Origin of the sequence: Micromonospora sp. DT233, from assembly GCF_049841815.1 — a bacterium.
Lineage (GTDB): Bacteria > Actinomycetota > Actinomycetes > Mycobacteriales > Micromonosporaceae > Micromonospora.
The window spans coordinates 734,868-758,263 of record NZ_JBNCLB010000001.1 but is presented as its reverse complement, the minus strand read 5'-3'; the positions used below and the strand labels follow the sequence as shown (position 1 = coordinate 758,263).

Sequence of the window (23,396 nt, the reverse complement as noted above, 5' to 3'; positions counted from 1 at the left end):
CTACCCAGCCGGGGCCCGGATCAGGCCGGCCGAACGCGGCGGCGGGCGTTCAGCGAGTCGAGCGGCGGTGCCGGCGCCGGAGCGTCAGCGCCACCCCGACGGCCCCGACGGCGAGGACGCCGCCGCCCGCCCAGAGCCGCCCCGCGACGGAGTCGACCCCGCCGCCGGCCGGGCGGGCCGCCCAGCGGGCCTGCTGACGGGTGGTGAAGCCGAGCGGGTCCGCGCCGGCCCCCGCGACCGGGTCGTCCTGCCCGGAGCCGGGCGCCGGGCCGAAGCCGACCACGCCGGGGGAGGTGTGGTCGTCGAGCGGGTTGCGCCCCACCGGCGGCACGTCGGCGGTGAGCGCGGCGAGCGGGTCCACCACCCCGTACCCGAAGCGGTCGTCGCGGCCGGCGGGCCCCACGTCCCGGGCGGTGCTGATCAGGCGGTTCACCACCTCGCCGGCGGACAGCTGCGGCCAGTGCGAGCGGACCAGGGCGGCGGTCGCGGCGACCAGCGGGGACGCGAAGCTGGTGCCCTGCACCCGCCAGTACCCGCCCGGCCGGGCCCCGACCAGGCCGGTGGCCGGCGCGGTGAGGACGGTGGCGGGGCCGGTGATCGAACCGGACCAGAGGGCGTCGCCGGAGCGCTCCAGCCCCGCGACGGCGATCACGCCCGGCTCCCGGGCCGGATACCAGACCCTGGTGTCGGTGGAGGTGGCCACGTTGCCGGTGCAGGCGACCACCACCACGTCCCGGGCGAAGGCGTAGTCCAGCGCCGCAGCCAGGGCGGGGCTGTCGCCGCCGCTGCCGAGGGACAGGTTGATCACCCGGGCGCCCTTGTCCACCGCCCAACGGACCGCCCGCGCGACGACCAGCGCGTCGTCGTAGCGGTTCTCGTCGTCGAGGACCCGCACCGGGAGGATCTTCGCGTCCGGGGCGAGCCCCACCGCCCCCCGCCGGTCGTCGTTGCGCCCCGCGATCAGGGCGGCGACCGTGGTGCCGTGGCCGACCGGGTCCGGACCGTCGTCGGTGCCGTCGTCGGCGACCATGTCGATGCCGTCGAGCACCTGACCGGCCAAGTCGGGGTGCGCGGCGTCGACCCCGGAATCGATCACCGCGACGGTGACCCCGCGCCCGGTCGACGTGCGCCAGACGGCCTCCGCCCGCAACTCGTCGAGCTGCCACTGCTGGCCGCGGATCTGGTCGGCCCGCGCCGGCGTCACCCGCCACGGCAGGCCGCCGACCGCCGGCGCGGCGAGCGGGACCGCACCGGTGGGGCGCGCCGGCGCGGCCGCGACGGCCGACGGCGCGACCGGACCGACGAGCGACACCGCGAGCGTCGCCACGCCGAGCAGCGCGCGACCGGCGCACCGCCGCGCCGTCGTCGGACGGGCCTGCCGAACCCCAGTCACATTCCCAGCCTTCGTCGCGGACACATCCTGCTCGGAGATTACCGTTTTTCCCCTCCGTCACACCGGAATCCGGGTATAGAACGAAGGATCAACCCGTGGCGGCACGGCGCGCGGCCGCGACGGGCCGCAGCGGGCCGGGGCGACGCGGCCGCAGCGGGCCGGTCACGGCGGCGGGAGATGGGCCAACTGGACCAGCCGGACGCCCTCGCGCCGGGTCACCAGCCGGGCCCGCCCCGCCGGCAGCGGACCGGGCCGGACCTGGCCGACCAGCGGCCCCTCGTCCGGGTCGCCGGCCATCACCAACCCCGGCGTGGAGAGCTCCTTCAACCGCTGTAGGAGCTGGTCGTACGCCCGGCTCAGGCCCCCGGCGCGGCGGGCCAGCACCAGGTGCAGGCCGACGTCGCGGGCCTGGGGGAGGTACTCCTCCAACGCCCGCAGCGGGTTGACCGGCCCGCCGGCCACCAGGTCGTAGTCGTCCACCAGCACGAACAGCTCCGGCCCCGACCACCACGACCGCTGCCGCAGCTGCGCCGAGGTGATGTCCGCGCCGGGCAGGCGCAGCTTCAGGTACCCGGCGGCCGACTCGATCAGGGGCTCGGTGCTGGCGGCGGAGGTGCCGCAGCCGATCTCGTGCTCCGTCTCGATCGCGCCGAGCAGGCTGCGCCGGTAGTCCACCAGGATCACCCGGGCCTGCTCCGGGGCGAACCGGCCGACGATGGTGGCCGCCAATGCCCGCAGGAACGACGACTTGCCGCACTCGGCGTCGCCGAAGACCAGCAGGTGCGGCTCGGTGGCGAAGTCGAGCACCACCGGGCGCAGGTCCGCCTCGGCGATCCCGACCGGCAGTGCCAGCCCCGTCGTGGCGGCCAGGTCCAGCTCCGCGTACGGCAGCACCGGGGGCAGCAGCCGGACCGGAGGCGCGGCCGGGCCCGACCACGTCCCGGCGATCGCCCGCACCAGGTCGGCGGTCTCCTGCCCCGCCCCGGCCAGCCGGGGCAGCGCGGTGAGGAAGTGCAGGCCGTCGCCGGTCATGCCCCGGCCGGGCGCGTCCTTCGGCACGGCCGCCGCCTGCGCCCGGCGCAGCAGCAGCGAGTCCGCCGGGTCGCCGAGGCGCAACTCCAGGCGGGAACCGAAGAGGTCCCGCACGGCCGGGCGGAAGTCCGTCCAGCGGATCGTGCTGGCCACCACGTGCACCCCGTACGACAGCCCGCGTGCGGCCAGCTCGGTGACCAGGGGTTCCAGGTCCTCGTACTCGCTGCGCAGGGTGCCCCAGCCGTCCACCACCAGGAACACGTCGCCGTACGGCTCGGCGGTCGGCTGCCCGGCGGCGGCGGAGGCGGCCCGCCGCTTTCGGTACGCCGCCATGGACTCGACCCCCAGCTCCGCGAAGCGGCGCTCCCGGTCGACCAGCAGGGTGACCAGTTCCCCGACGGTGCGCCGCACGGTCGTCGGGTCGGTCCGGCCGCAGACGCCGCCGACGTGCGGCAGGTCGCGCAGCGCGGCCAGCCCCCCGCCGCCGAAGTCCAGGCAGTACACCTGCGCCTCGACCGGGGTGTGGGTCAGCGCCAGCGCGCAGATCAGGGTGCGCAGCAGCCCGGACCGGCCGCTGCGTGGGGAACCCACCACGGCGACGTGCCCGGCCGACCCGCCGAGGGCGAGCCAGAGCAGGTCCCGGCGCTGCTCGAACGGCTTGTCGACCACCGCCACCGGCACCTGCAGCGCGCCGTGCAGCTCGGGGTTCGCGCAGGTCAGCCCGCGCGTCGGGTCGGTGTCGACGCCGCCGAGCAACTCGTCGAGGGTGGGGGAGGCGTCCAGCGGCGGCAGCCACACCTGGTGCGCCGGGGGCCCCTGCCCGGCCAGCCGCCCCACCAGCACGTCGAGCAGGCTCTGCGCGGCCGGCGTCTCCTCCGGGGCGGCCGTCAGCGCCGGGACGGCGGGCTGCGGCAGCGGCACCGGGTGGGTGGCGAAGGGGAGCAGGCGGGGCGCGTCGGCCCCGTCCGACCCCGCCGGGCCGCCCCGGCGGCGGGCCGGGCCGGAGACGTACGCGGCCTTGAAACGCATCAGCGGCTCGGTGCCGAAGCGCAGGTAGCCGTGCCCCGGCGAGCGGGGCAGCTCGTGGGCGTCGGGCACCCCGAGCACCGTGCGGGACTCCAACGCCGAGAAGGTCCGCAACCCGATCCGGTACGACAGGTGGGTGTCCAGGCCGCGCAGCCGCCCCTCCTCCAACCGCTGGCTGGCCAGCAGCAGGTGCACCCCCAACGACCGGCCCAGCCGGCCGATCTGCACGAACAGGTCGATGAAGTCCGGCTTGGCCGAGAGCAGCTCGGAGAACTCGTCGCAGACCAGCAGCAGTGACGGCAGCGGGGCCAGCGGGCTGCCGGCGGCGCGCGCCCGTTCGTACTCGCGCAGGCTGGCGAAGTTGCCGGCCCGGCGCAGCAACTCCTGGCGGCGGACCAGCTCCCCGTTGATGGCGTCGACCATCCGGTCGACCAGCGGCAACGCGTCGGCCAGGTTGGTGATCACCGCGGCGGTGTGCGGCAGCCGGTCGAACGAGGCGAAGGTGGCCCCGCCCTTGAAGTCGACCAGCACCACGTTGAGCTGCTCGGAGCTGTGCGTGGCGGCCAACCCGAGGACCAGGGTGCGCAGCAGCTCCGACTTGCCGGAGCCGGTCGCCCCGATCAGCAGCCCGTGCGGGCCCATCCCGTCCTGGGCGGACTCCTTGAGGTCCAGCTCGATCGCCCCGCCGTCGGGCCCCACCCCGATCGGCACGCGCAGCCGGTCCCGGGCCGAGCGGGGGGCCCAGCCCTGCTCGGTGGTGAAGCTCTCCGGGTCGCCGATGCCGAGCAGCTCCGGCAGGCCCAGCTCGGCGTTGACCGGGGCGTCGGGCCCGCGTACGCCGGTGGCGAGCCGCAGCGGGGCGAGCCGGCGGGCGATCGCCTCCGCGTCGGCGAGCGCCAGCGCGTCGGCCACGCCCACCTCGGCGGGCCCGTCGGTGGAGTGCGAGTGCAGCCGGCCGCCGCGCACCTCGAGCACGAGGGCGTGCCGGTCGAGCAGGCGCGGCGGCGGGGTGTCCAGGTCGACGACGGTGACCGCGTCGATGCCGCCGTCGCCGGCCAGGTCGGCGGCCTCGGTGAGGTCGCCGCCGTCGAGCACCACCACCACGTGCGGCCCGTCGGTGGCCGGCCCGGCCGGGCTGAACCGGGGCCGGCTGGCCAGCAGCTCGTCGAGGAGCCGCTCCAGCTCGGCGGCGGAGCTGGTGACCAGGCGCAGCGGGCCGAGGGCGTCGACGCGGGTCGGGTGGTGGGCGTGCGGCAGCCACTTCACCCACTCCCAGCGCGCCCGCCGCTCCGGGCCGGCGCAGACGGCGATCAGCAGCTCGTCGGGGGCGTGGAAGACCGCGAGCTGGGCGAGCACCGCCCGGGTCAGGGCCTGGGCGGCGGGCGAGCCGGTGCCGGGCCGGGGCGGCCCGTCGGCGTCGCGGCCCGCCGGCTCACCCCGGACGAAGACCCGGGCGAAGCTGCGCAGCGAGAGCGCCACCGGCAGCTCCGGCACCACCGAGTACGCGTCGAGGAAGCGGCGCAGCGCGCCGGCGGTCAGCGGCTCCAGCTCCTCCAGCGGCCGGGTGACCGGGCCGACCAGCGGGGTGGCCAGGGTCTGCGGGCCGACGCCGACCCGGACCACGGCGAAGTCCGGGTCGGCGGGGCGGCGTTCCCAGACCCGGTGGCTGTCGACGGTCGACCAGAGCCGGCCCGGGTCGGGGTGGCGGTAGTGCAGGCCGGCCCGCTGCTGCCCGGCGGTCTGCCGGACCCGGCGGCGCAGCCCGCCCAGGTGCCGCAGGTACTCCCGCCGGGCCGCCATCATCTCCGACTTGCGCGGGGTGCCGGAGGCGCTGCCCCACGAGGTCACCAGCATCGCCAGCGAGGAGAGCCCGAAGAGCGCCCCGACGACGTACGAGTACGCTCCGCCGCCCCGGCCGAACATCATCGCCATGGCGATCGTCCCGCCGAGCATCGGCAGCACCATCAGCGCCTGCTGCCAGCGGCCCCCGGTGGCCTCGGGGATCTCCGGCGGCGGCTCCACGGGCAGCTCGCCGACCGGGATCTCCGGCGCGGGTCGCCGGGGCGGTCGCTTGATGACGACGGTGGACACTCGACCTCCCCACAGCGCTCGGTGACCCGAGCCTGGCTCATGGTAGGTAAGGTCCTTCCGTCCGCGCAGCCGCCACCCGCCCCTGTAATGGAGACGCGTCGATGACCACCGGGCTGGCCCGTGTCACGATCAACGCCCCCCGGCGCCGGCTCGACGTCGCCCTGCCCGAGCAGGTCCCGCTGGCCGAGCTGCTGCCCGAGGTGCTGCGGCACGCCGGCGAGGGGCTGGCCGACGACGGGGAGCGACACGGCGGCTGGGTGCTGCGCCGCACCGACGGTGCGCCGCTGGTCACCGCCCAGGCGCTGCTGGCCCAGGGCGTCCGCGACGGCGAGGTGCTGCACCTGGTGCCCGCCCGCGCGCACTGGCCCGAGCTGGAGTACGACGACGTGGTCGAGGTGATCGCCGACGGTGCCCGCCGCCGGGGTGCCGCCTGGTCGCCGGCCGCCACCCGGGCCGCCGCCCTGGCCGGGGCGGCCGTCCCGCTCGGGGTGGGGCTGCTGGCCGTGCTCGCCGCCGGGCCGGCCGACCGCGCCGGCTGGCCGGTCTCCGCCGCGGTGGCGCTGCTGCTCACCGTCGCGGGCACGGTCGCCTCCCGCGCGTACGGCGACGCCGCGACCGGCGCGACGCTGGGCGGCTACGCCCTGCCGTACGCCGCCACCGCAGGCGCCCTCGCGGTCAGCTCCGGCGACCCGGTCGGCCCGTTGCCGGCGCTGCGCTGGCTCGGCGCCCCCGAGGCGCTGGCCGGCGCGGTGGCGCTGCTGCTGGTGGCGGTGCTGGGGCTGCTCGGGGTGGCCGCCCGGGGGCGGGTCTTCGTGGCCGGCGCGACCCTCGGCGGGGTCGGCGCGCTCGCCGCCCTGGGTGCCCTGGCGCTGTCGGCGCGGGGCGCGGCGGCGGTGCTGGTCTGCGTGCTGGTCTTCGCGCTGGGGGCGCTGCCGCTGCTGGCCATCCGGCTGGGCCGGCTGCCGCTGCCGCCGATCACCCTGCCGGGCGACGGGCCGGGCGACGGCGAGGCCGCCCGGGACCTGCCGGACCGGGCCCGGGTGCACGCCGCCGTGGCCCGCACCGAGGAGATGCTCACCGGGCTGCTGCTCGGGCACGCCGCGCTGGCCGCCGGGGCGGCGGCGGTGCTCGCCGCGACGGGCGGGGTGGCGGGGCGGGTGCTGGTGGCGGTCGTCTCCGCCGTGCTGCTGCTGCGGTCCCGGCTCTTCGTGGCGCTGCGCCACCGGGTGCCGCCGGTGGTCGCCGGGCTGACCGGGTTCGCCCTGCTCGGCGGGGTGCTCGCCACCGGGCCGGGGGCGGCCGGGCGGTGGCCGCTGGCCGTCGCCGGGCTGGCGGTGGCCCTGGTCGCGGTCGCCGCCGGCACCACGTACGCCCGCCGGCCAGTCTCCCCGTACCTGGGTCGGGCCGCCGACCTGACCGACACCGCGCTGGTGGTCGCCGTGGTGCCGGTGGCCTGCGCGGTGCTCGACCTGTACGAACGGGCCCGCGGGCTGCTCGGTTGAGCGACCCGGCGGGCCCGTCGAGGGCTGCCGTCGATCAGTGCGTCGACTCGCCGTGCTCCTCGGCGTCCTTGGCCCGCCGGTACGACTTGTGGACCTCGGCCTCGGCCTCGACCCGGCCGACCCAGGTCGCGCCCTCGACCGACTTGCCCGGCTCCAGGTCCTTGTAGACCTCGAAGAAGTGCTGGATCTCCAGGCGGTCGAACTCGCCCAGGTGGTGGATGTCGCGCAGGTGCTCCTGGCGCGGGTCCTCGTAGGGCACGCAGAGGACCTTGTCGTCCCCGCCCTTCTCGTCGGTCATCCGGAACATGCCGATGGTGCGGCAGCGGATCAGACAGCCCGGGAAGGTCGGCTCGGGGACCAGCACGAGGGCGTCGAGCGGGTCGCCGTCCGCGCCCAGGGTGCCCTCGATGAACCCGTAGTCGGCCGGGTACTGGGTGGAGGTGAAGAGGGTGCGGTCCAGCCGGATCCGGCCGGTCGCGTGGTCCACCTCGTACTTGTTGCGGTGACCCTTGGGGATCTCAACCGTGACGTCGAAATCCATTTCCCACGCTCCCTCGTCTGCCCACGCTGGCTAACGGAAACTGCGGCACCGCTTGCGGGCAGGTGAAATCCCCACCTGCCGCTCCGGCCGCCGCCTAGTCTTCGGACCGAAGTAGTGTCACCCAAGCTGTTTTCCACGCGGGGAGGAGGGGGTCGTGGGGAGGGAAGATTCACAATACCGCCCGGAGGAGCCTGCGGGTGGGAAGGGTGGAACTGCGGACTCCGGGTCGGTGACCGGGCGGGTGTCGGTGCCCGGGGCGAACGTCCCCCGTGCCCCCGAACCGCCCGCCGCCGACGTGGACCCGGAGGCCACCGCCGTGCTCTCCACGGCGGGCGAACGGCCGCCGCCACCGGCGTGGCGGCCCCCGGACCGCCCGCCGGTCGCCCCCGCCGCCGGCAACCCCGAATTCGCCACCGCGGCACACCCGGCGTCCCCCGCCGGGCCGGGCGGCCCCGCCGGTGCGGCCGGGTCGCCTGGGCCCCCGGCTGGCCCCACCGCGCCGGGTGGCCCCGCCGGTGCGGCCGGGTCGCCGGTCGGCGGGCCCCCGCCGGCCCGCAGGCGAGGTCGCCGGCTGGCCGTGCTGGCGGTGGTGCTGCTGCTGCTCGTCGTGGGCGCCGGGGTGGCCGTGGTCCGACCCGGGCCGGTCGCCGGCTGGTTCGGCGCGGACGGGCCCACCGCCCGGCCGACCACCGAGGCCGCCGAGCCGGACCCGGCCCCGGTGCTGGCCGGCCCGGACGCCAACGCGCCGGAGCCCACCCCCGACGGGGTGCGCGCCGCGCTCGATCCGCTGCTGCGGGCCCCCGAGCTGGGCAGCCGGGTCAACGTGTCGGTGGCCGACGTGACGACCGGCCGGTCGCTGTACGCCCGGGGCGGCGACGACGCCACCGTGCCCGCCTCGGTGACCAAGCTGGCGACCGCCGTCACCGTGCTGGCGGCCCGGGGGCCCGACCACCGCATCCCGACCCGGGCGGTGGCCGGCGCGACCCCCGGCGAGGTGGTCCTCGTCGGCGGCGGCGACCCCACCCTCGCCGTCGGCGCGAACGGCTTCTATCCCGGCGCGGCCCGCCTCGACGACCTCGCCAAGCAGGTGCGCCAGGCGCTCGGCGGCACCGCGCCGACCAAGGTCATCGTCGACTCCTCGCTCTTCCCCGGCCCGGTGTACGAGCCGGGCTGGGACTCCGACATCCCCACCGGCGGCTTCGGCGCGGCGATCAGCGCCCTGATGACCGACGGCGCCCGCCGGGACCCGCGCGACGCGCGGAAGAACTTCGAGTCCGCCCACGGCTGGGCGGAGCGCCACCCCCAACCGGACCTCGCGGCCGGTCGCGCCTTCGCCGGGCTGCTCGGCCTCTCCGGCAGCGCCGCCGAGGTGGCCCGGGGCAACGCGCCGTCGGCCGAGGCGGGCGTGACGGGCGCGGTCGGCACCCCCGGCACCGAGCTGGGGCAGGTCGAGTCGCTGCCGCTGATCCGGCTCGTCAACATCATGATCACCGACAGTGACAACGTGATCGCCGAGGCGCTGGCCCGGCAGGTGGCGCTGGCCCGCGAGAAGCCGGCGTCCTTCGTCGGCGGGGCGGCCGCGATGGACATCGTCATCGGCGAGCTGGGCCTGGCCGCCGACGAGCTCACCCTGGCCGACGGCAGCGGGCTGTCCCGGAGCAACCGGATCAGCCCCTCCCTGCTGACCGACCTCATCGCGCTCGCCGGCAACGGCACGCACCCGGAACTGGCCGCCATCTTCGGCGGCCTGCCGGTCGCCGCCTGGTCGGGCACCCTCGGCGGGCGGTACCAGGTGCCGGCCACGGCGGCCGGGGCCGGCCGGGTCCGCGCCAAGACCGGCACCCTGACCGGGGTGCATGCCATCGCCGGACTGGTCACCACCGCCGACGGTCGGCTGCTCACCTTCGCCGTGCTCACCGACCGGGCCCCGGCCGGCTCCCTCGACGACACCCGTCGCGCCCTCGACCGGATCACCTCGGCGTTGGCCGGGTGCGGCTGCGGCTGACCGGTCGGGGCCTTCGTGGCGTTCCGTCCTGCCAGCACCGGAAGGTGGGGGTGTCCGGCGCGGGTACGGTGGGGAGATGGCGCAGTTCGTGGACTGGGATCTGGCCGCCGCGACCGCGGGGGCACTGGGCAGGTCGGGGCCTCGGGTGTCGTACGCCGAGGCCACCGAGGTGGTCTCCGACCTGCGGCAACTGACCGACGAGGCGGCCGGGCACGTGGCCGACTACAGCGGGCTGCGCGCGCAGGTGGCCCACCCGCCGGTGCGGGTGGTGGACCGGCGGGACTGGGCGGCGACCAACATCGCCGGCCTGCGTGAGGTGATCACCCCCCTGGTCGACCGGCTCTCCGCCGACAAGCGGCCGGGCCCGCTCACCGAGGCGATCGGCTCCCGGGTCACCGGGGTCCAGGCCGGCACCGTGCTGGCGTACCTCTCCGGCCGGGTCCTCGGCCAGTACGAGGTCTTCTCCGCCGACCCCGGCCAGCTGGTGCTGGTCGCGCCCAACATCGTCGAGGTGGAGCGGAAGCTGGGGGCCGACCCGCGCGACTTCCGGCTCTGGGTGTGCCTGCACGAGGTCACCCACCGCACGCAGTTCACCGCCGTGCCCTGGATGCGGGCGTACTTCCTCGGTGAGGTGCAGGCGTTCGTGGACGCCTCGCAGGGCGGCGAGCACCTGCTGGATCGGCTGCGCCGGGGCGTGGCCACCCTCTCCGACGCGGTGAAGGACCCGGAGAGCCGCGCCAGCATGCTGGACATCGTGCAGACCCCCGCCCAGCGGGCGGTGCTGGACCGGCTCACCGCGTTGATGACCCTGCTGGAGGGGCACGCCGAGTTCGTGATGGACGGCGTCGGCCCGCAGGTCATCCCCAGCGTCGAGCGGATCCGGGCCGGGTTCAACCGCCGCCGCGAGGCGGGCAGCCCGGTGGAGAAGGCGATCCGCCGGCTGCTCGGCGTCGACGTCAAGATGCGCCAGTACGCCGAGGGGCGCAGGTTCGTCCACGGCGTCGTCGACCGGGTCGGCATGGCAGGCTTCAACAAGATCTTCGGGTCCCCGCTGACCCTGCCCCGGCTCGACGAGCTGGGCGACCCGGCCGCCTGGGTGGCCCGGGTGCACGGGCCGGCCGCCGCCGCGCCGACCGCCGGCTGACCAGGCGCCGATGGCCGCGCTCGCCCCGCCGGTCGCCGCGCTGCGGCTCGCGGTCCGCCGCGCGCTGACCGGGCTGCCCGGCGACGGGCCGGTGCTGGTGGCCTGCTCCGGCGGGGCGGACTCGCTCGCCCTCGCCGCCGCCACGGCGTTCGTCGCGCCCCGGCTCGGCCGCCGGGCGGGGCTCGTCACCGTCGACCACGCCCTGCAGGCCGGCTCCGACCGGCGGGCCGCCGACGTCGCGGCCTGGGCCGCCGCCGTCGGGTTCGCCCCCGCCGAGGCGGTACGCGTCGAGGTCGCCGGCCGCCCCGGCGGCCCGGAGGCCGCCGCCCGGGCCGCCCGCTACGAGGCGCTGACCGAGGCGGCCCGCCGCCACGGCGCTTCGGCGCTGCTCACCGGGCACACCCGCGACGACCAGGCGGAGACGGTGCTGCTCGCGCTGGCCCGGGGCGCCGGCCCGCGCGGGCTGGCCGGGATGCCGCCCGAGCGGGACCTCGCCGGGGTGCCGCTGCTGCGCCCCCTGCTGGGGGTGGGCCGGGAGGAGACCCGCAAGGCGTGCGCCGCGCTGGGGCTGTCCCCCTGGGCGGACCCGCACAACACCGACCCCTCGTACGCGCGGGCCCGGGTCCGCGCCGACGTGCTTCCGGCGCTGGTCCGGGCGCTCGGCGCGGGCGTGCTGGAGAACCTGGCGCGGACCGCCCGGCTGGTGGCGGCCGACACGGCGGCCCTCGACGAGCTGGCCGCCGCCGCCCTGGCCGCGGGCGGGGTGCGCGCGGCCGGTGGAGGGCTGGCCGTGGCGGCGCTGGCCGGGCTCGCCCCGGCGATCCGGACCCGGGTGCTGCACGCCTGGGCCCGGGAGCTGGGCGCACCGCCCGCCGCGCTCTCCCACCGGCACGTCGCCGCGCTGGACGCCCTGGTCACCGGCTGGCGCGGGCAGGGGCCGGCGTACCTGCCGGGCGGGATCCGGGTGGCCCGCCACGCCGGCCGGCTCACCGCCGCCGACTGACCGGGCTGCGGGGCGGGTGGAACGGCTCGCCACCGGCGGGTCCCTCCGTCGCGGTCCGCCGGGCTCGGCGGCCGGCTCCGTGCGGGGCGGCGGCGGGGGTTCCCACGCCCGGCAGCCGAGCGGTAGACATGGCGGATGGCGTACCCCCGAGAGCCGCTCTTCGCCCCGAACGGCGCGGTGGCCACCAGCCACCCGCTGGCCGCGGCGGCCGGCCTGGCCGTGCTGCGGCGCGGCGGCAACGCGGTGGACGCCGCGCTGGCCACCGCGATCACCCTGACCGTGGTGCAGCCGGCCTCGAACGACATCGGCGGCGACCTCTTCGCGATCGTCTGGGACGGCGCACGGCTGCACGGGCTGAACGCCTCCGGCCGGTCCCCGGCCACACTCACCCGCGAAACGGTGCTGGCCGCGACCGGCGGGCGGGCCGGCGAGCCGGTGGACGCGCTCGGCGGTGACCAGGGCCGGGGGCCGGCGATGCCGGCCCATGGCTGGCTCCCCGTCACCGTCCCCGGCGCCCCGGCCGGCTGGCGGGACCTGCACGACAGGTTCGGCTCGCTGCCCTTCGCCGAGCTCTTCGCCGACGCCATCGGGTACGCCGAGCACGGCCACCCCGTCAGCCCCGGCGCGGCGGCGACCTGGGCCCGGGGGGTGGCCGGGCACGCCGGCCTGACCGGCGCGGAGTACGCCGAGTTCGACCGGGTCTTCACCATCGGCGGCCGGGCGCCCCGACCGGGGCAGCGGTGGCGCAACCCCGACGCCGCCGCCACCCTGCGCCGGATCGCCGCCACCGGAGCCGAGGACTTCTACCGGGGGCGGATCGCCGCGGCGCTGGACGCGCACGCCGCCCGCACGGGCGGGCTGCTCACGGGCGACGACCTGGCCCGACACCGGTCGACCTGGGTGCAGCCGATCGGCGTCCGGTACCGGGGCCACGACGTGTGGGAGCTGCCGCCGAACGGGCAGGGCGTCGCCGCGCTGCTGGCGCTGGGCGTCCTCGACGGGGTCGACCTCGCCGCGCTGCCGGCCGAGGAGGGGCTGCACTGGCAGGTCGAGGCGATGAAGCTCGGTTTCGCCGACGCGCACGCCCACGTCGCCGACCCGGAGCGGGCGCGGGTGCCGACCGAGGCACTGCTCGACCCCCGGTACGCGGCGGCCCGCCGGGCGGCGGTCGGTGACCGGGCGGGCACCCCGACGGCCGGCGACCCGGAGCGCGGCGGGACCGTCTACCTCTGCGCCGCCGACGCCGGCGGGATGATGGTCAGCCTGATCCAGTCCGGCTACCTGGCCTTCGGCTCGCACGTGGTGCTGCCCGGTCACGGCTTCGCGTTGCAGAACCGGGGCCTGGGCTTCCGGCTCGACCCGGCGCACCCGAACGTCGTCGGTCCCGCCCGGCGGCCGTTCCACACGATCATCCCGGGATTCCTGACCCGCGACGGCGAGCCGGTCGGCCCGTTCGGGGTGATGGGCGGGCACATGCAGCCACAGGGGCACGTGCAGCTGCTGTCGGCCACCCTGGACGCCGGCCTCGACCCACAGGCCGCCCTGGACGCGCCGCGCTGGTACTGGCACGCCGGCCGGTCACTGCTCGTCGAGCCGGAGCTGGCGGCCCGGCCCGGGGTGGTCGCGGGGCTGCGCGCCCGGGGTCACGAGATCACCGTCGCCGACGAGCCCTCGGTCTTCGGGTACGGGCAGGCGATCTGGCGGCACCCCGAGGGCGGGTGGGTGGCCGGCACGGAGTCGCGGGTGGACGGCACGGCGGTCGGCTACTGAGGTCAGCCGGTCGCCGCCACCCGGTCGCGGAAGGTCCTCCGGTAGGTGTGCGGGGTGGTGCCGACCCGCCGCCCGAAGTGGTGCCGCAGGGCCGCCGCGTCGCCGAAGCCGGCCCGGTCGGCGACGCTCTCCACGCTCAGCCCGGTCTCCTCCAGCAGTCGCCGGGCCAGCAGCACCCGCTGGTTGGTCAGCCAGTCGTGCGGGGTGGTGCCGGTCTCGGCGCGGAACCGCCGGGCGAAGGTACGCGGGGCCATGCCCGCTCGGGCGGCCAGCTCGTCGACGGTCACCGGCCGGTCCAGGTGCCCGATCAGCCATTCGAGGACGGGCTCCAGGGTGGGCGCCTCGGGCGCCTTCGCGATCGGGGCCTCCACGTACTGGGACTGGCCGCCGTCGCGGTGCGGCGGCACGACCATCCGGCGGGCCAGCCGGGTCGCGGTGGCCGAGCCGTGCTCCTGGCGTACGAGATGCAGGCAGGCGTCGATGCCGGCGGCCGTGCCGGCGCTGGTGAGCAGGCGGCCGTCGGCCACGTAGAGCGAGTTGCAGCGGACCCGGGCCAGGGGGTTGCGGCGCTGCAACTCGTCGACGTGCCGCCAGTGGGTGGTGCACTCCCGGCCGTCGAGCAGCCCGGCCTCGCCGAGCATGAACGCCCCGGTGCAGACGCTCAGCACGTACGCGCCGCGGGCCTGCGCCCGGCGCAGCGCGGCCAGCACCGCCGGTGGGACGCCCGTGCCGCTGGGGTGCGCGGGCACGGCGACCAGGTCGGCGTCCTCGATCGGAGCGAGGCCGGCGTGCGGCGTGAGGTGGAACCCGGCGGCGGTACGCACCGGCACGCCGTCGACGGTGCAGATGCTGAACCGGTAGGTGGGGAAGTCGTCGTCGGCCCGGTCGGTGCCGAAGACCTCGGCGAGCACCCCGAGGTCGAAGGGGGCCACCTGGTCGAGCGCGACGACGGCGACGGAACGCAGCATGTGACGAGGGTAACGGCAGGGGTGGCAGAAAATCGAGGGCCGGCGGCATTGCTGCCACTGTCGGACGGGCGGATCGGCGCGCAGGCTGGTGTCAGTCCGATGCGCATCGGCGGTGACAACCCCCTAAACCACACGAAAGCGAGCGCCGCCATGGGATTCCTGCTCTTTCTGCTTCTCGTGCTCCTCCTCGCCGCCGCCTCGGCGTCCGGCCGGGTGGCCGACAGCCGGGACTCGGCGGACTGGAAGCCCTCCGACGACGGCCGCCGGTGGCGGTCCTGCGCCTGCTGATCCGAATTGCGTCCTTTGCGGAGAAAATTCCGGTGGCGGGGTTGCCGAAAGAGGCGGCCCCGCCGACGGGAGGCATCCGGCGTACGGCAGGCTAGGAGCCATGGCTGACGGCTCCTGGTACGACGCCGACATCGACCACGTGATCATTTCCGAGGCGCAGATCCGCGAGAAGACGGCGGAACTGGCCAAACAGATATCGGCGGACTACGCCAACGTCGACGGGCTGCTGCTCGTCTGCGTGCTCAAGGGCGCGGTCATGTTCATGGCCGACTTCGCCCGGGCGCTCGGCCGGCAGGGCCCCCCCGTCGAGCTCGACTTCATGGCCATCTCCTCGTACGGGCAGGGCACCACCTCCTCCGGGGTGGTACGCATCCTCAAGGACCTGGACCGGGACATCGCCGGCCGGCACGTGGTCGTCGTCGAGGACATCGTCGACTCCGGGCTGACCCTGTCCTGGCTGCTGCGCTACCTGGAGTCGCGCTCGGCGGCCAGCGTCGAGGTCGTCGCCCTGTTCCGCAAGCCGGACGCGGTCAAGGTCCCGGTGCCGGTGAAGTACGTCGGCTTCGACATCCCGACCGAGTTCGTCGTCGGCTACGGCCTCGACTTCGGCGAGCGCTACCGCGAGCTGCCCTACGTCGGCGTGCTCAAGCCCGAGGTCTACGCCCGCGCCTGAGGCCGGGCAGCCGGGGGTGCCGGCTTCGCCCATCTCGGCCCGCATCGAGCGGACGTTCAGCGCGTTCTCAGCTGATCGGACTACGGTAGGGGTCGGTGGCGTGGAGACGTACCCTTCGCGCCCGTTCCCCCGACCCGCGTGACCGGGCGGTCGGGGGCCGGGCGGGAAACTCCCCGCCACGCCGGCACACACCCGGTTCGCCTTGCGCGTAACTGCTGGGCTCGCAGGCTCGCATGTCGCTCGCACGGTGTACCGTCGAGTGACCGTGGGTGCGGCAGTTGCGCGCCCCGGGGTCGAGGCCGGCCCGCACGGCGGCCCCGGCCGCCGCCTCGGCGGCGACAGCCAATCAGACGGTCAGGACGTCGATCAGGAGGATGCGGGCGCCCTCGGCGCTCGATTACAGCATGGAACGTACGCGTTTCTTCCGCCGACCGGTGGTCTGGATCATCCTGGTCATCCTCGGCGCCGTTGTGCTCAGTCAGCTGTTCACCGCTGGTCCCAGCTACCACCGCGTGGACACTTCCGTTGCGCTCGATCAGCTGCATACCGCCAAGATCAAGAAGGCGGTCTTCCAGGACAAGGAGCAGACGCTCCAACTCGACCTGGAGAGCAAGACCAAGTTCGGTGACACCAGCACCGACCGGATCGAGGCCCAGTTCCCGTACGAGGCCGGCGACCAGATTTGGAACGAGGTCCTCGACGCCAAGGCGGCGAACCGGGTCACCGGCCCGGCCGACACCAAGGTGTCGTCGGACAGCGTCTGGGTGAGCCTGCTGGTCAACCTGCTCCCCATCGCACTACTCGTGCTCCTGCTGCTGTTCTTCATGTCGCAGATGCAGGGCGGCGGCTCCCGGGTGCTCAACTTCGGCAAGTCCAAGGCGAAGATGATCACCAAGGACACCCCGAAGACGACCTTCGCGGACGTCGCGGGCGCCGAGGAGGCCGTCGAGGAACTGCACGAGATCAAGGACTTCCTGCAGAACCCGGCGAAGTACCAGGCCCTGGGCGCCAAGATCCCGAAGGGCGTCCTGCTCTTCGGCCCGCCCGGAACCGGTAAGACGCTGCTGGCCCGCGCCGTCGCCGGTGAGGCCGGGGTGCCGTTCTACTCGATCTCCGGCTCCGACTTCGTCGAGATGTTCGTCGGCGTCGGCGCCAGCCGGGTCCGGGACCTCTTCGAGCAGGCCAAGTCGAACGCCCCGGCGATCGTCTTCGTCGACGAGATCGACGCCGTCGGTCGCCACCGCGGCGCCGGCATGGGCGGCGGTCACGACGAGCGGGAGCAGACCCTCAACCAGCTCCTCGTCGAGATGGACGGCTTCGACACCAAGGGCGGCGTCATCCTGATCGCCGCCACCAACCGGCCGGACATCCTCGACCCGGCGCTGCTGCGTCCGGGCCGCTTCGACCGGCAGATCCCGGTGGACGCCCCCGACATGGAGGGCCGCAAGGCCATCCTGCGGGTGCACGCCAAGGGCAAGCCGTTCGCCCCCGACGTCGACCTCGACGCCGTGGCCCGGCGCACCCCCGGCTTCAGCGGCGCCGACCTGGCCAACGTGATCAACGAGTCCGCGCTGCTCACCGCACGCAAGGACCAGCGGGCGATCAGCAACGACTCCCTGGAGGAGTCGATCGACCGGGTGATCGCCGGCCCGCAGCGGCGTACCCGGGTGATGAGCGACCAGGAAAAGAAGATCACCGCGTACCACGAGGGTGGGCACGCCCTGGTCGCCTGGGCGCTGCCGCACGCCGCGCCGGTGCACAAGGTGACGATCCTGTCCCGCGGCCGCTCGCTGGGCCACACCCTGGTCCTGCCGACCGAGGACAAGTACACCCAGACCCGCGCCGAGATGGTCGACACCCTGGCGTACGCGCTGGGCGGTCGGGCCGCCGAGGAGCTGGTCTTCCACGAGCCGACCACCGGTGCCGGCAACGACATCGAGAAGGCCACCGGACTGGCCCGCGCGATGATCACCCAGTACGGCATGAGCTCCAAGCTCGGTGCGATCAAGTACGGCACCAGCGGCGACGAGCCGTTCCTCGGCCGCAACATGGGCCACGAGCGGGACTACTCCGACTCCGTCGCCGCCGAGATCGACGGCGAGATGCGGGCGCTGATCGAGCTGGCCCACGACGAGGCCTGGGAGATCCTGGTGGAATACCGGGACGTCCTGGACAACATCGTCCTGGAGCTGATGGAGAAGGAGACCCTCTCCACGGCCGACATGGCCCGCATCTGCTCCCGGGTGGTCAAGCGCCCGCCGATGGCCCCGTACCACGGCTTCGGCAAGCGTCAGCCCTCCACCGAGCCCCCGGTGCTCACCCCGGCCGAGAAGGACAAGCTCAAGGTGCAGGCCCAGGCGGACGGCGTGTCCGTCGCCGGCAGCATCCCGGGCGCGAACAACTCGGACGGTACGCACTGAGCACCGGACCGGACGTCGGCCCTCGGGACGCCTCGGCGACCGAGCCCGACACCGACGAACTGGACTATCTCGCCGCGCGCCTGGTCAACGGCAAGTTGACCGGGCGCCCGGTCGAGGACTCCGTCGACCTGGGCCGCATCCAGAAGGCGGTCCGCGAGATCCTGATCGCGGTCGGGGAGGACCCCGACCGCGACGGGCTCGTCCAGACCCCCGCCCGGGTCGCCCGGGCGTACGCCGAGCTCTTCGCCGGGCTGCGAGTCGACCCGGCACAGGTGCTCACCACCACCTTCGAGGCCAACCACGAAGAGTTGGTGCTGGTCCGGGACATCGACGTGATGAGCCTCTGCGAGCACCACCTGCTTCCGTTCCGGGGCAGCGCGCACGTCGGCTACATCCCCGGGCCGGACGGCCGGATCACCGGGCTGTCCAAACTGGCCCGGCTCGTGGAGGTCTACGCCCGTCGGCCCCAGGTCCAGGAGCGACTCACCTCGCAGATCGCCGACCTGCTGATGGAGAAGCTGGCCCCGCGCGGCGTCGTGGTGGTGCTCGACTGCGAGCACATGTGCATGGCGATGCGCGGCATCCAGAAGTCCGGGGCGAAGACGATCACGTCGGCGGTGCGCGGCACGCTGCAGCGCGACGCGAAGTCTCGGGCCGAGGCGATGTCACTGATCATCCCCCGCTGACGGGCGGGTAGCTACCCAGCGGGTGACGCCGGGTCGGGGCACGTGGGCCCGACCCGGCGTCGTCGTCTCCGCTGGCCGAGCCGGTCAACCTCGCGGGCGGTCAGCCGGCCAGCATCGCCAGGAGGAGCCCGGCCGTCGTCGACACCGCCGGGACGATACAGACCAGGGCACCCCAACGCGGGGTCCGATCGACCGGTCGGCCGGCCGCCGAGCCCGGCAGCAGACAGGCGCTCGTGGCCGCCGGAGCACCGCCGTCTGCCGTGCCGCCGTCTGCCGTGCCGCCATCCGCGGTTGCGCCTTGCGGCAAGCCGTCGGTCGGGGCCGGGCCGGACGACCGGGGAAGGGGTGCGCGGGGCTCGGGCGTCGGTGGGTCAGCTCTGCGGTGGCCCGGACCCGCCACGACCGGGTCGTCAACCCCACCGAAGAGCCGGCCGACGAGGAGCCAACCGGCGACGAAGGCGACCACCGGCATCGGCACCCCGAGGAGCAACGAGACCACGCCCGCCGGCCCCGTGCCCACCGCCAGGTAGAGCACCACCTGCAACAGCGGGAAGACCAGCGCCAACGGCCCGTACACCAGCAGGTTGCGCAGTCGCGGCGGCCAAGCCGCCGGGCGGAACGGGCCCCGCGCGGTCAGCACACCGTCAGCCCCGTCCACCCAGGCCCGGGCAGCCCGCAACGCGGTCAACACCGCCGTCGGCCCGCCCACCATGCTCCGTGCCGCCTCCGTCAGCTCCGGCGGTGACGGCACCAGCGCCATCGGGGACACGCCTAGCTCCCGCAGCCGGAACCGCTGCGGCGCCAGCCGCTCGCGTACTGTCGTCAGCTCCTCCCGGGCGGCCCGCACCGCGCGGGCCTGCTCCGTGGCGGCCGTCGCCGCGCCCCGGCGTACTCCGTCGAGCTGTCGGGCTGCGGCGACGTACTCCGTCCAGGCCGTCGCGTCGTCGGCGGGGCGCGGCGGTGCGAGATCGCCCGCGGGTCGCTGCCGCACCGGCGCGGCAGGCGCCGCCGCGTCGGCGGCACCGGTCGGCTTCCCGCTCACGCTTGCTCCCCCGTCCCCGATGGCAGGTCCGCCCCGCCGCCGGCCTCGCCCGGGCCTCCGGTGTCGGCGGCCCGGTTCCCGGTGCCGGCCTGGTTCCCGGTGTCGGCCTGGCTCCCGGCGTCGGCCCGGTTCCCGGGGTCGGGCTGGTTCCCGGGGTCGGGCTGGTTCCCGGGGCCGGGCTGGGCGTCGGACGGGGTCTCGGCGAACGGGACCAGGAGGGTGCCCCGGTCGTCCGGGCCGTCCCAGAGCAGCGCCCGACCCGGGCGGGGACGCCACGGCACCGGGTGCCCGAAGAGCGCCGCGAGCTGCGCCCCCGGCACGTCCACCGCGACGACCGCCGCGAGCTTGTCGACCTCGTCGTCGGCCTGGACGACCGCCGTGAAGGACGGCACAGTGCGCCACGAACCGAGCAGGTGCCGCCCAGCCGGCGGCCCCTCCCGTAGCAGGGCCCGCAACCGTTCCGGCGGCAACGCCTGCGGGGCGACGGCGTCCAGGCCGAACACCACCAGATAACCCGGTTCGTCCGCGTCGAGTGCGGCGAGCAGACCCGACAGGTCGACCCGTACCGCCCGGTGCTGCCCGGCGAGACCGGCGGCGAGAGCGTCCGCCACCGTTGCCGCGTCGGGGCAGAGCGCGGCAACGACGAACCGAGCCGTACCGGGCCGGTGGTGCGCGGCGACGCTGCGGGCAGCGGTCGCCAGCAGCGAGGCGGCCGCCGGGGTCGGTCCGAGTACGGCGAGGCTACGGCCCGCCACCGGCCCGAGCGGCACGGCCACCGTCGACCGGGAAACGTCCACCGCCCGACCGAGCAGGGCCGCCGGCCCACCGCCCCGCCCGGCGAATGCGGCCCGGTAGCGGGGATCGTTACGCAGCAGCGGACGGGCCCAGCCCGCGAAGACGACCGGGGGCGCGGCCCGCTCCGCCCGGCCCGCCCAGAGCCGGTGCCGCAGCTCGGCGATTGCCTCGGGGACCTCGTGCGGGTCCGGGAACCGCACCATCCGCTCGTGACCCCGGGTGGCACCCCGGGGGCCGCCGAGCCCGCCCGCGGTGTTGACCACCGCGCTGCCCACCGGCAGGCCCGCCGCGGCGTCGTTACTCGGTTCCAGCACCGGGCCGCCGCCGGCCAGCGCCACCCGCACCGGGAACTGCCCGAGCATCGAGTCCCGGGTCGTCGGCCCACCGGTGATCCCCAGGTCACCCTCCCCGGCAAGAACCAGGTGTACGCCGTACGCCCGCCCGGCGCGGGCCAGGGCATCCAACCGGGCCGCCGCCTCGGTGGCCAGCGGGTCCCGGTCGGCGAAGAGCAGCTGAAGATTGTCGATCACGCAGACCACCCGGGGCAGGGCCTGGTGCTCCCGCAGGGCGGTGAACCGCTGCCCGCCGGCGCGCTGACCGGCCTCCTCCCGACGTCGCGACTCCCCGGCCAACTCGTCGAGGAGCGCCATCACGTACTCCCGGTCGGCGGCCATCCCCGCCGAACGGACCTGGGGAATCCAGGATCGGTCCCGCTCGGTCTGGAGGAACTCCGCGAACGACTCGCCGTCGCCGAGATCGGCCAGGTGCAGGGCCAGCTCCTGGGGGCCGTACCGGGCGGAGAGGCCGAGCAGCACGTTGGTCAGGAAGGCGGCCCGCCCCGCGCTGGACCGGCCACTGACCAGCCAGTGCGGGGTCAACTCGGTGAGGCCCACGGTCACCGGTCGGCCGCTGGCATCCCCGACCGTGGTGGCGACGCCCTCCGCCGAACTGGCCGCCCAGAACGGCTCGTCCGGGCCGGGCAGCAGATCGGCCAGGCTGAGCCGGGACCCGGCCTCCACCTCCTCGGCGAGTCGCCGGCAGACGACGTCGACCAGCTCCGGGGGTGGATCGTCGTCGACGAAGACGGGCGAGTTGAGCCCGCCGGGCGGCTCCGCTCCCGGGCCCGCGAACGAGGTGCCGGGCGGATCGCCGAGCAACGCGTAGGCGTTGCGCATCGCCAGCGGAGTGGCCTGCGAGAGCGGCGCGCGGCTGGCGTACGGGCCGGCCGGGGGCCAGCCCGCGACGACGAGATGGAGCCCCGACGCAGGGCCCTGCTCGGCCAGCGCCTCGATACGACCCAGGTCGGTCGGCCCCGTCAGCTCGGGGAGCGCGGCGATGACCAGCAGCAACGTGCGATCGTGGCGGCGTGGCCGTCCGGTGCCCAGCGCCACCCACTGTTCCGCCTCGGTGAGCACCGCCCGCAGCCCGGCGACATCCGCCGCCGGCGGGGGCAGCAGTCCGGCGTCCGCGAGCACGGCGAACGACGCGAACGTGCCGGACGTGGCCCGTGCCGTACTCGAGGCGGGGCGCGCGGTGTCGGCTGGACCGGTCGCGGAAGGGTCTGCGTCGGGGTGGCTTGCGTCGGGGTGGTTCGGGTCGGGGTGGTTCGGGTCGGGGTCGCTCGCGTCGGGCCGGGCCATGGCGGGACGGGCGGTGGCGGGTTGCGCGGGTCCGGCTGGGGGCGCAGGCGGTGCGACGGTGAGCGGGTGCGTGGTCCCGGCGTGGGCGGCGTCGACGACACGGATCAGCAGGCAGCCGGCCGGCGTCGCGGCCAGCAGCCGGAGCAGGACCGCCCGGAGCAGCCCCGCCACCCGTGGATCGCGGGCATCGGTGTCGATCGCCAGATGCCCGGTGCCGAGCAGGGGCACCAGCGCGGGAAAACGCGCGTCCTCCAGGGGCGCGGCCGTCCCGACCCGAACGAACGGCGGGGGCCCCTCGCCCGAGGGCGTCCCCACTGCGATGGTCTCCAGGGGCTCACCAGCCCAGCCCGGTGCCAACCGGGCAGCCGCACCCCGGAGCCGATCCGCGATGTCGTACTGCCGACGCTGGTCGGCCGGCGTGGGCCGGGTCCCGTCCAGGATGCCGGCCGCTGCGGCCACCGTCGCTTCGGCCCGCCGGTGCAGGGCAGCGGCGCGATTGGTACGCATCCTCGGACCGACCACCGCTCTACCCCTCTTCCTGAGGCTGGCGACCCCTCCCCGAGCAGTGACCGTATCCCAGGTCCGCGTCGTCCTCCGGGATGCGCCCCGGCGGTGCGCCCGCGCGCCGGGTGATTACCGGCACCCGCTCGTCACGGCCTCTGCGACGAGGGCGAGAGCCTCGACCGTTCGCGCTCCGGCGTCCGGGTGGACCGCGGTTTTCCGGGTGGACTGCGGCCCGATGCGGCCGGCGTACGGACGCGATCGGTGGCATCCGGGGCATTGGGTACGAGGCGTCCAGCCGCTAGCCTCAAGGGGTGGAATCAGTGCAGCCCTCCGCCGGTTCCCAGGTCTCCCGCGTACCGGCGCAGCGGACCCCGCCGGAGCAACCGGCCCCCCCGGCCGGGCCGCCGGCACCGGCCCGGCCGCCGAGTCGGATGCGGACCGTCCTCGTCGTCGTCGCCGGGGTGCTCGGATTGCTCATGGTCGGTGGCGGTATCACGGCGGTCGTCATGTATCAACGCGCCGCAGCCCCGGATCGCAGCGCACCTGACGTGGTGGTTGTCAACTACCTTCAGTCGCTGCTGGTTGCGCGTGATCAAAACAGGGCAAATCTCTTTACTTGCGGTGGTCGAGTTGTTGAGATCGAGTCGTTCCGGGACCAGATAAGCGCAAAGGAAGACGAGCTTGATGTATCTATATCGATAAATATTGAGAATATTGTGGTTGTGGAGGCCAATTCATCTAGTGCGACTGTGGAAGCGGTAATTAGGCGAACGGCGCAAGTGGATGGAACACAGCAGAGCCTCACTGACGGCTGGCGTTTCAAGCTGTCGGACCAAGATGGATGGCGCGTCTGTACCGCACAGCCATACTAGC

Annotated in this window: 16 protein-coding genes; 10 read left to right on the top strand and 6 right to left on the bottom strand. The window is 75.4% G+C overall.

All coding sequences use genetic code 11. From position 1 onward, the window contains the following. Nucleotides 1–49 precede the first annotated feature (49 nt). Entirely contained in the window at nt 50–1,393 is a 1,344-nt protein-coding gene (gene mycP / locus ACLQ2V_RS03610) for a type VII secretion-associated serine protease mycosin (protein WP_425716865.1), read from the bottom strand. 162 nt (nt 1,394–1,555) lie between these two features. Further along, nucleotides 1,556–5,542, bottom strand: a complete 3,987-nt coding sequence (gene eccCa / locus ACLQ2V_RS03605) for a type VII secretion protein EccCa (protein ID WP_425716864.1) — start codon at nt 5,540–5,542, stop codon at nt 1,556–1,558. Between the two features lie 101 nt (nt 5,543–5,643). On the opposite strand from eccCa, the gene eccD reads away from it, so the two are divergent. Continuing rightward, the gene (gene eccD / locus ACLQ2V_RS03600; protein ID WP_425716863.1) at nt 5,644–7,044 is read left to right on the top strand and encodes a type VII secretion integral membrane protein EccD; all 1,401 of its coding nucleotides are present in this window, start codon (nt 5,644–5,646) and stop codon (nt 7,042–7,044) included. Between the two features lie 34 nt (nt 7,045–7,078). Here the strand turns inward: eccD and ACLQ2V_RS03595 are convergent, their stop codons facing one another. Next, nucleotides 7,079–7,585, bottom strand: coding sequence for an inorganic diphosphatase (locus ACLQ2V_RS03595; protein ID WP_425716862.1), 507 nt, complete (start codon nt 7,583–7,585; stop codon nt 7,079–7,081). A gap of 577 nt (nt 7,586–8,162) precedes the next feature. Here ACLQ2V_RS03595 and dacB point away from each other — a divergent pair. The 4 genes from dacB to ACLQ2V_RS03575 all read left to right on the top strand — a co-directional run bounded on the left by dacB (nt 8,163) and on the right by ACLQ2V_RS03575 (nt 13,507). Then, nucleotides 8,163–9,590, top strand: coding sequence for a D-alanyl-D-alanine carboxypeptidase/D-alanyl-D-alanine endopeptidase (gene dacB / locus ACLQ2V_RS03590; RefSeq protein WP_425717006.1), 1,428 nt, complete (start codon nt 8,163–8,165; stop codon nt 9,588–9,590). Between the two features lie 76 nt (nt 9,591–9,666). Then, on the top strand, nt 9,667–10,734 hold the full coding sequence (locus ACLQ2V_RS03585; protein ID WP_425716861.1) for a zinc-dependent metalloprotease: 1,068 nt from the start codon (nt 9,667–9,669) through the stop codon (nt 10,732–10,734). Between the two features lie 10 nt (nt 10,735–10,744). Then, nucleotides 10,745–11,737, top strand: a complete 993-nt coding sequence (gene tilS / locus ACLQ2V_RS03580; RefSeq protein ID WP_425716860.1) for a tRNA lysidine(34) synthetase TilS — start codon at nt 10,745–10,747, stop codon at nt 11,735–11,737. Between the two features lie 135 nt (nt 11,738–11,872). Continuing rightward, nucleotides 11,873–13,507 carry a gamma-glutamyltransferase family protein gene (locus tag ACLQ2V_RS03575; protein WP_425716859.1) on the top strand — a complete coding sequence of 545 codons (1,635 nt, stop codon included), beginning with the start codon at nt 11,873–11,875 and terminating at the stop codon, nt 13,505–13,507. A 2-nt stretch (nt 13,508–13,509) separates the two neighbouring features. On the opposite strand, the gene ACLQ2V_RS03570 is transcribed toward ACLQ2V_RS03575, so the two are convergent. Beyond that, nucleotides 13,510–14,475 (bottom strand): GlxA family transcriptional regulator, encoded by a 966-nt coding sequence (locus ACLQ2V_RS03570; protein ID WP_425716858.1) that lies wholly within the window; start codon nt 14,473–14,475, stop codon nt 13,510–13,512. Between the two features lie 150 nt (nt 14,476–14,625). Between ACLQ2V_RS03570 and ACLQ2V_RS03565 the strand changes: the two genes are divergently transcribed. The 4 genes from ACLQ2V_RS03565 to folE all read left to right on the top strand — a co-directional run bounded on the left by ACLQ2V_RS03565 (nt 14,626) and on the right by folE (nt 18,542). Further along, entirely contained in the window at nt 14,626–14,763 is a 138-nt protein-coding gene (locus tag ACLQ2V_RS03565; RefSeq protein WP_425716857.1) for a hypothetical protein, read from the top strand. Nucleotides 14,764–14,863: 100 nt separating this feature from the next. Beyond that, a complete protein-coding gene (gene hpt / locus ACLQ2V_RS03560; protein ID WP_425716856.1) occupies nt 14,864–15,436 on the top strand; it encodes a hypoxanthine phosphoribosyltransferase in 573 nt (190 codons plus the stop codon). Between the two features lie 404 nt (nt 15,437–15,840). Then, nucleotides 15,841–17,856, top strand: coding sequence for an ATP-dependent zinc metalloprotease FtsH (gene ftsH, locus ACLQ2V_RS03555; RefSeq protein ID WP_425716855.1), 2,016 nt, complete (start codon nt 15,841–15,843; stop codon nt 17,854–17,856). A 59-nt stretch (nt 17,857–17,915) separates the two neighbouring features. Continuing rightward, nucleotides 17,916–18,542, top strand: coding sequence for a GTP cyclohydrolase I FolE (gene folE / locus ACLQ2V_RS03550; RefSeq protein ID WP_425717005.1), 627 nt, complete (start codon nt 17,916–17,918; stop codon nt 18,540–18,542). Between the two features lie 100 nt (nt 18,543–18,642). Here the strand turns inward: folE and ACLQ2V_RS03545 are convergent, their stop codons facing one another. Then, nucleotides 18,643–19,584 carry a hypothetical protein gene (locus tag ACLQ2V_RS03545; RefSeq protein WP_425716854.1) on the bottom strand — a complete coding sequence of 314 codons (942 nt, stop codon included), beginning with the start codon at nt 19,582–19,584 and terminating at the stop codon, nt 18,643–18,645. After that, entirely contained in the window at nt 19,581–22,526 is a 2,946-nt protein-coding gene (locus tag ACLQ2V_RS03540) for an FtsK/SpoIIIE domain-containing protein (protein WP_425716853.1), read from the bottom strand. The genes ACLQ2V_RS03545 and ACLQ2V_RS03540 overlap by 4 nt, the downstream gene beginning before the upstream one ends. 428 nt (nt 22,527–22,954) lie before the next feature. On the opposite strand from ACLQ2V_RS03540, the gene ACLQ2V_RS03535 reads away from it, so the two are divergent. Then, complete coding sequence (locus tag ACLQ2V_RS03535) at nt 22,955–23,395, top strand: hypothetical protein (protein ID WP_425716852.1); 441 nt, start codon at nt 22,955–22,957, stop codon at nt 23,393–23,395. The last annotated feature ends 1 nt before the right edge of the window (nt 23,396 follow it).

Bases quoted from the DNA above. Each gene is read 5' to 3' on its own strand.
- ACLQ2V_RS03565 (WP_425716857.1), top strand. From the start codon at position 14,626: ATGGGATTCCTGCTCTTTCTGCTTCTCGTGCTCCTCCTCGCCGCCGCC.
- hpt (WP_425716856.1), top strand. From the start codon at position 14,864: ATGGCTGACGGCTCCTGGTACGACGCCGACATCGACCACGTGATCATT.
- ftsH (WP_425716855.1), top strand. From the start codon at position 15,841: ATGGAACGTACGCGTTTCTTCCGCCGACCGGTGGTCTGGATCATCCTG.
- eccD (WP_425716863.1), top strand. From the start codon at position 5,644: ATGACCACCGGGCTGGCCCGTGTCACGATCAACGCCCCCCGGCGCCGG.
- ACLQ2V_RS03585 (WP_425716861.1), top strand. From the start codon at position 9,667: ATGGCGCAGTTCGTGGACTGGGATCTGGCCGCCGCGACCGCGGGGGCA.
- ACLQ2V_RS03575 (WP_425716859.1), top strand. From the start codon at position 11,873: ATGGCGTACCCCCGAGAGCCGCTCTTCGCCCCGAACGGCGCGGTGGCC.
- ACLQ2V_RS03540 (WP_425716853.1), bottom strand. From the start codon at position 22,526: ATGCGTACCAATCGCGCCGCTGCCCTGCACCGGCGGGCCGAAGCGACG.
- tilS (WP_425716860.1), top strand. From the start codon at position 10,745: ATGGCCGCGCTCGCCCCGCCGGTCGCCGCGCTGCGGCTCGCGGTCCGC.
- ACLQ2V_RS03570 (WP_425716858.1), bottom strand. From the start codon at position 14,475: ATGCTGCGTTCCGTCGCCGTCGTCGCGCTCGACCAGGTGGCCCCCTTC.
- ACLQ2V_RS03595 (WP_425716862.1), bottom strand. From the start codon at position 7,585: ATGGATTTCGACGTCACGGTTGAGATCCCCAAGGGTCACCGCAACAAG.
- ACLQ2V_RS03535 (WP_425716852.1), top strand. From the start codon at position 22,955: ATGCGGACCGTCCTCGTCGTCGTCGCCGGGGTGCTCGGATTGCTCATG.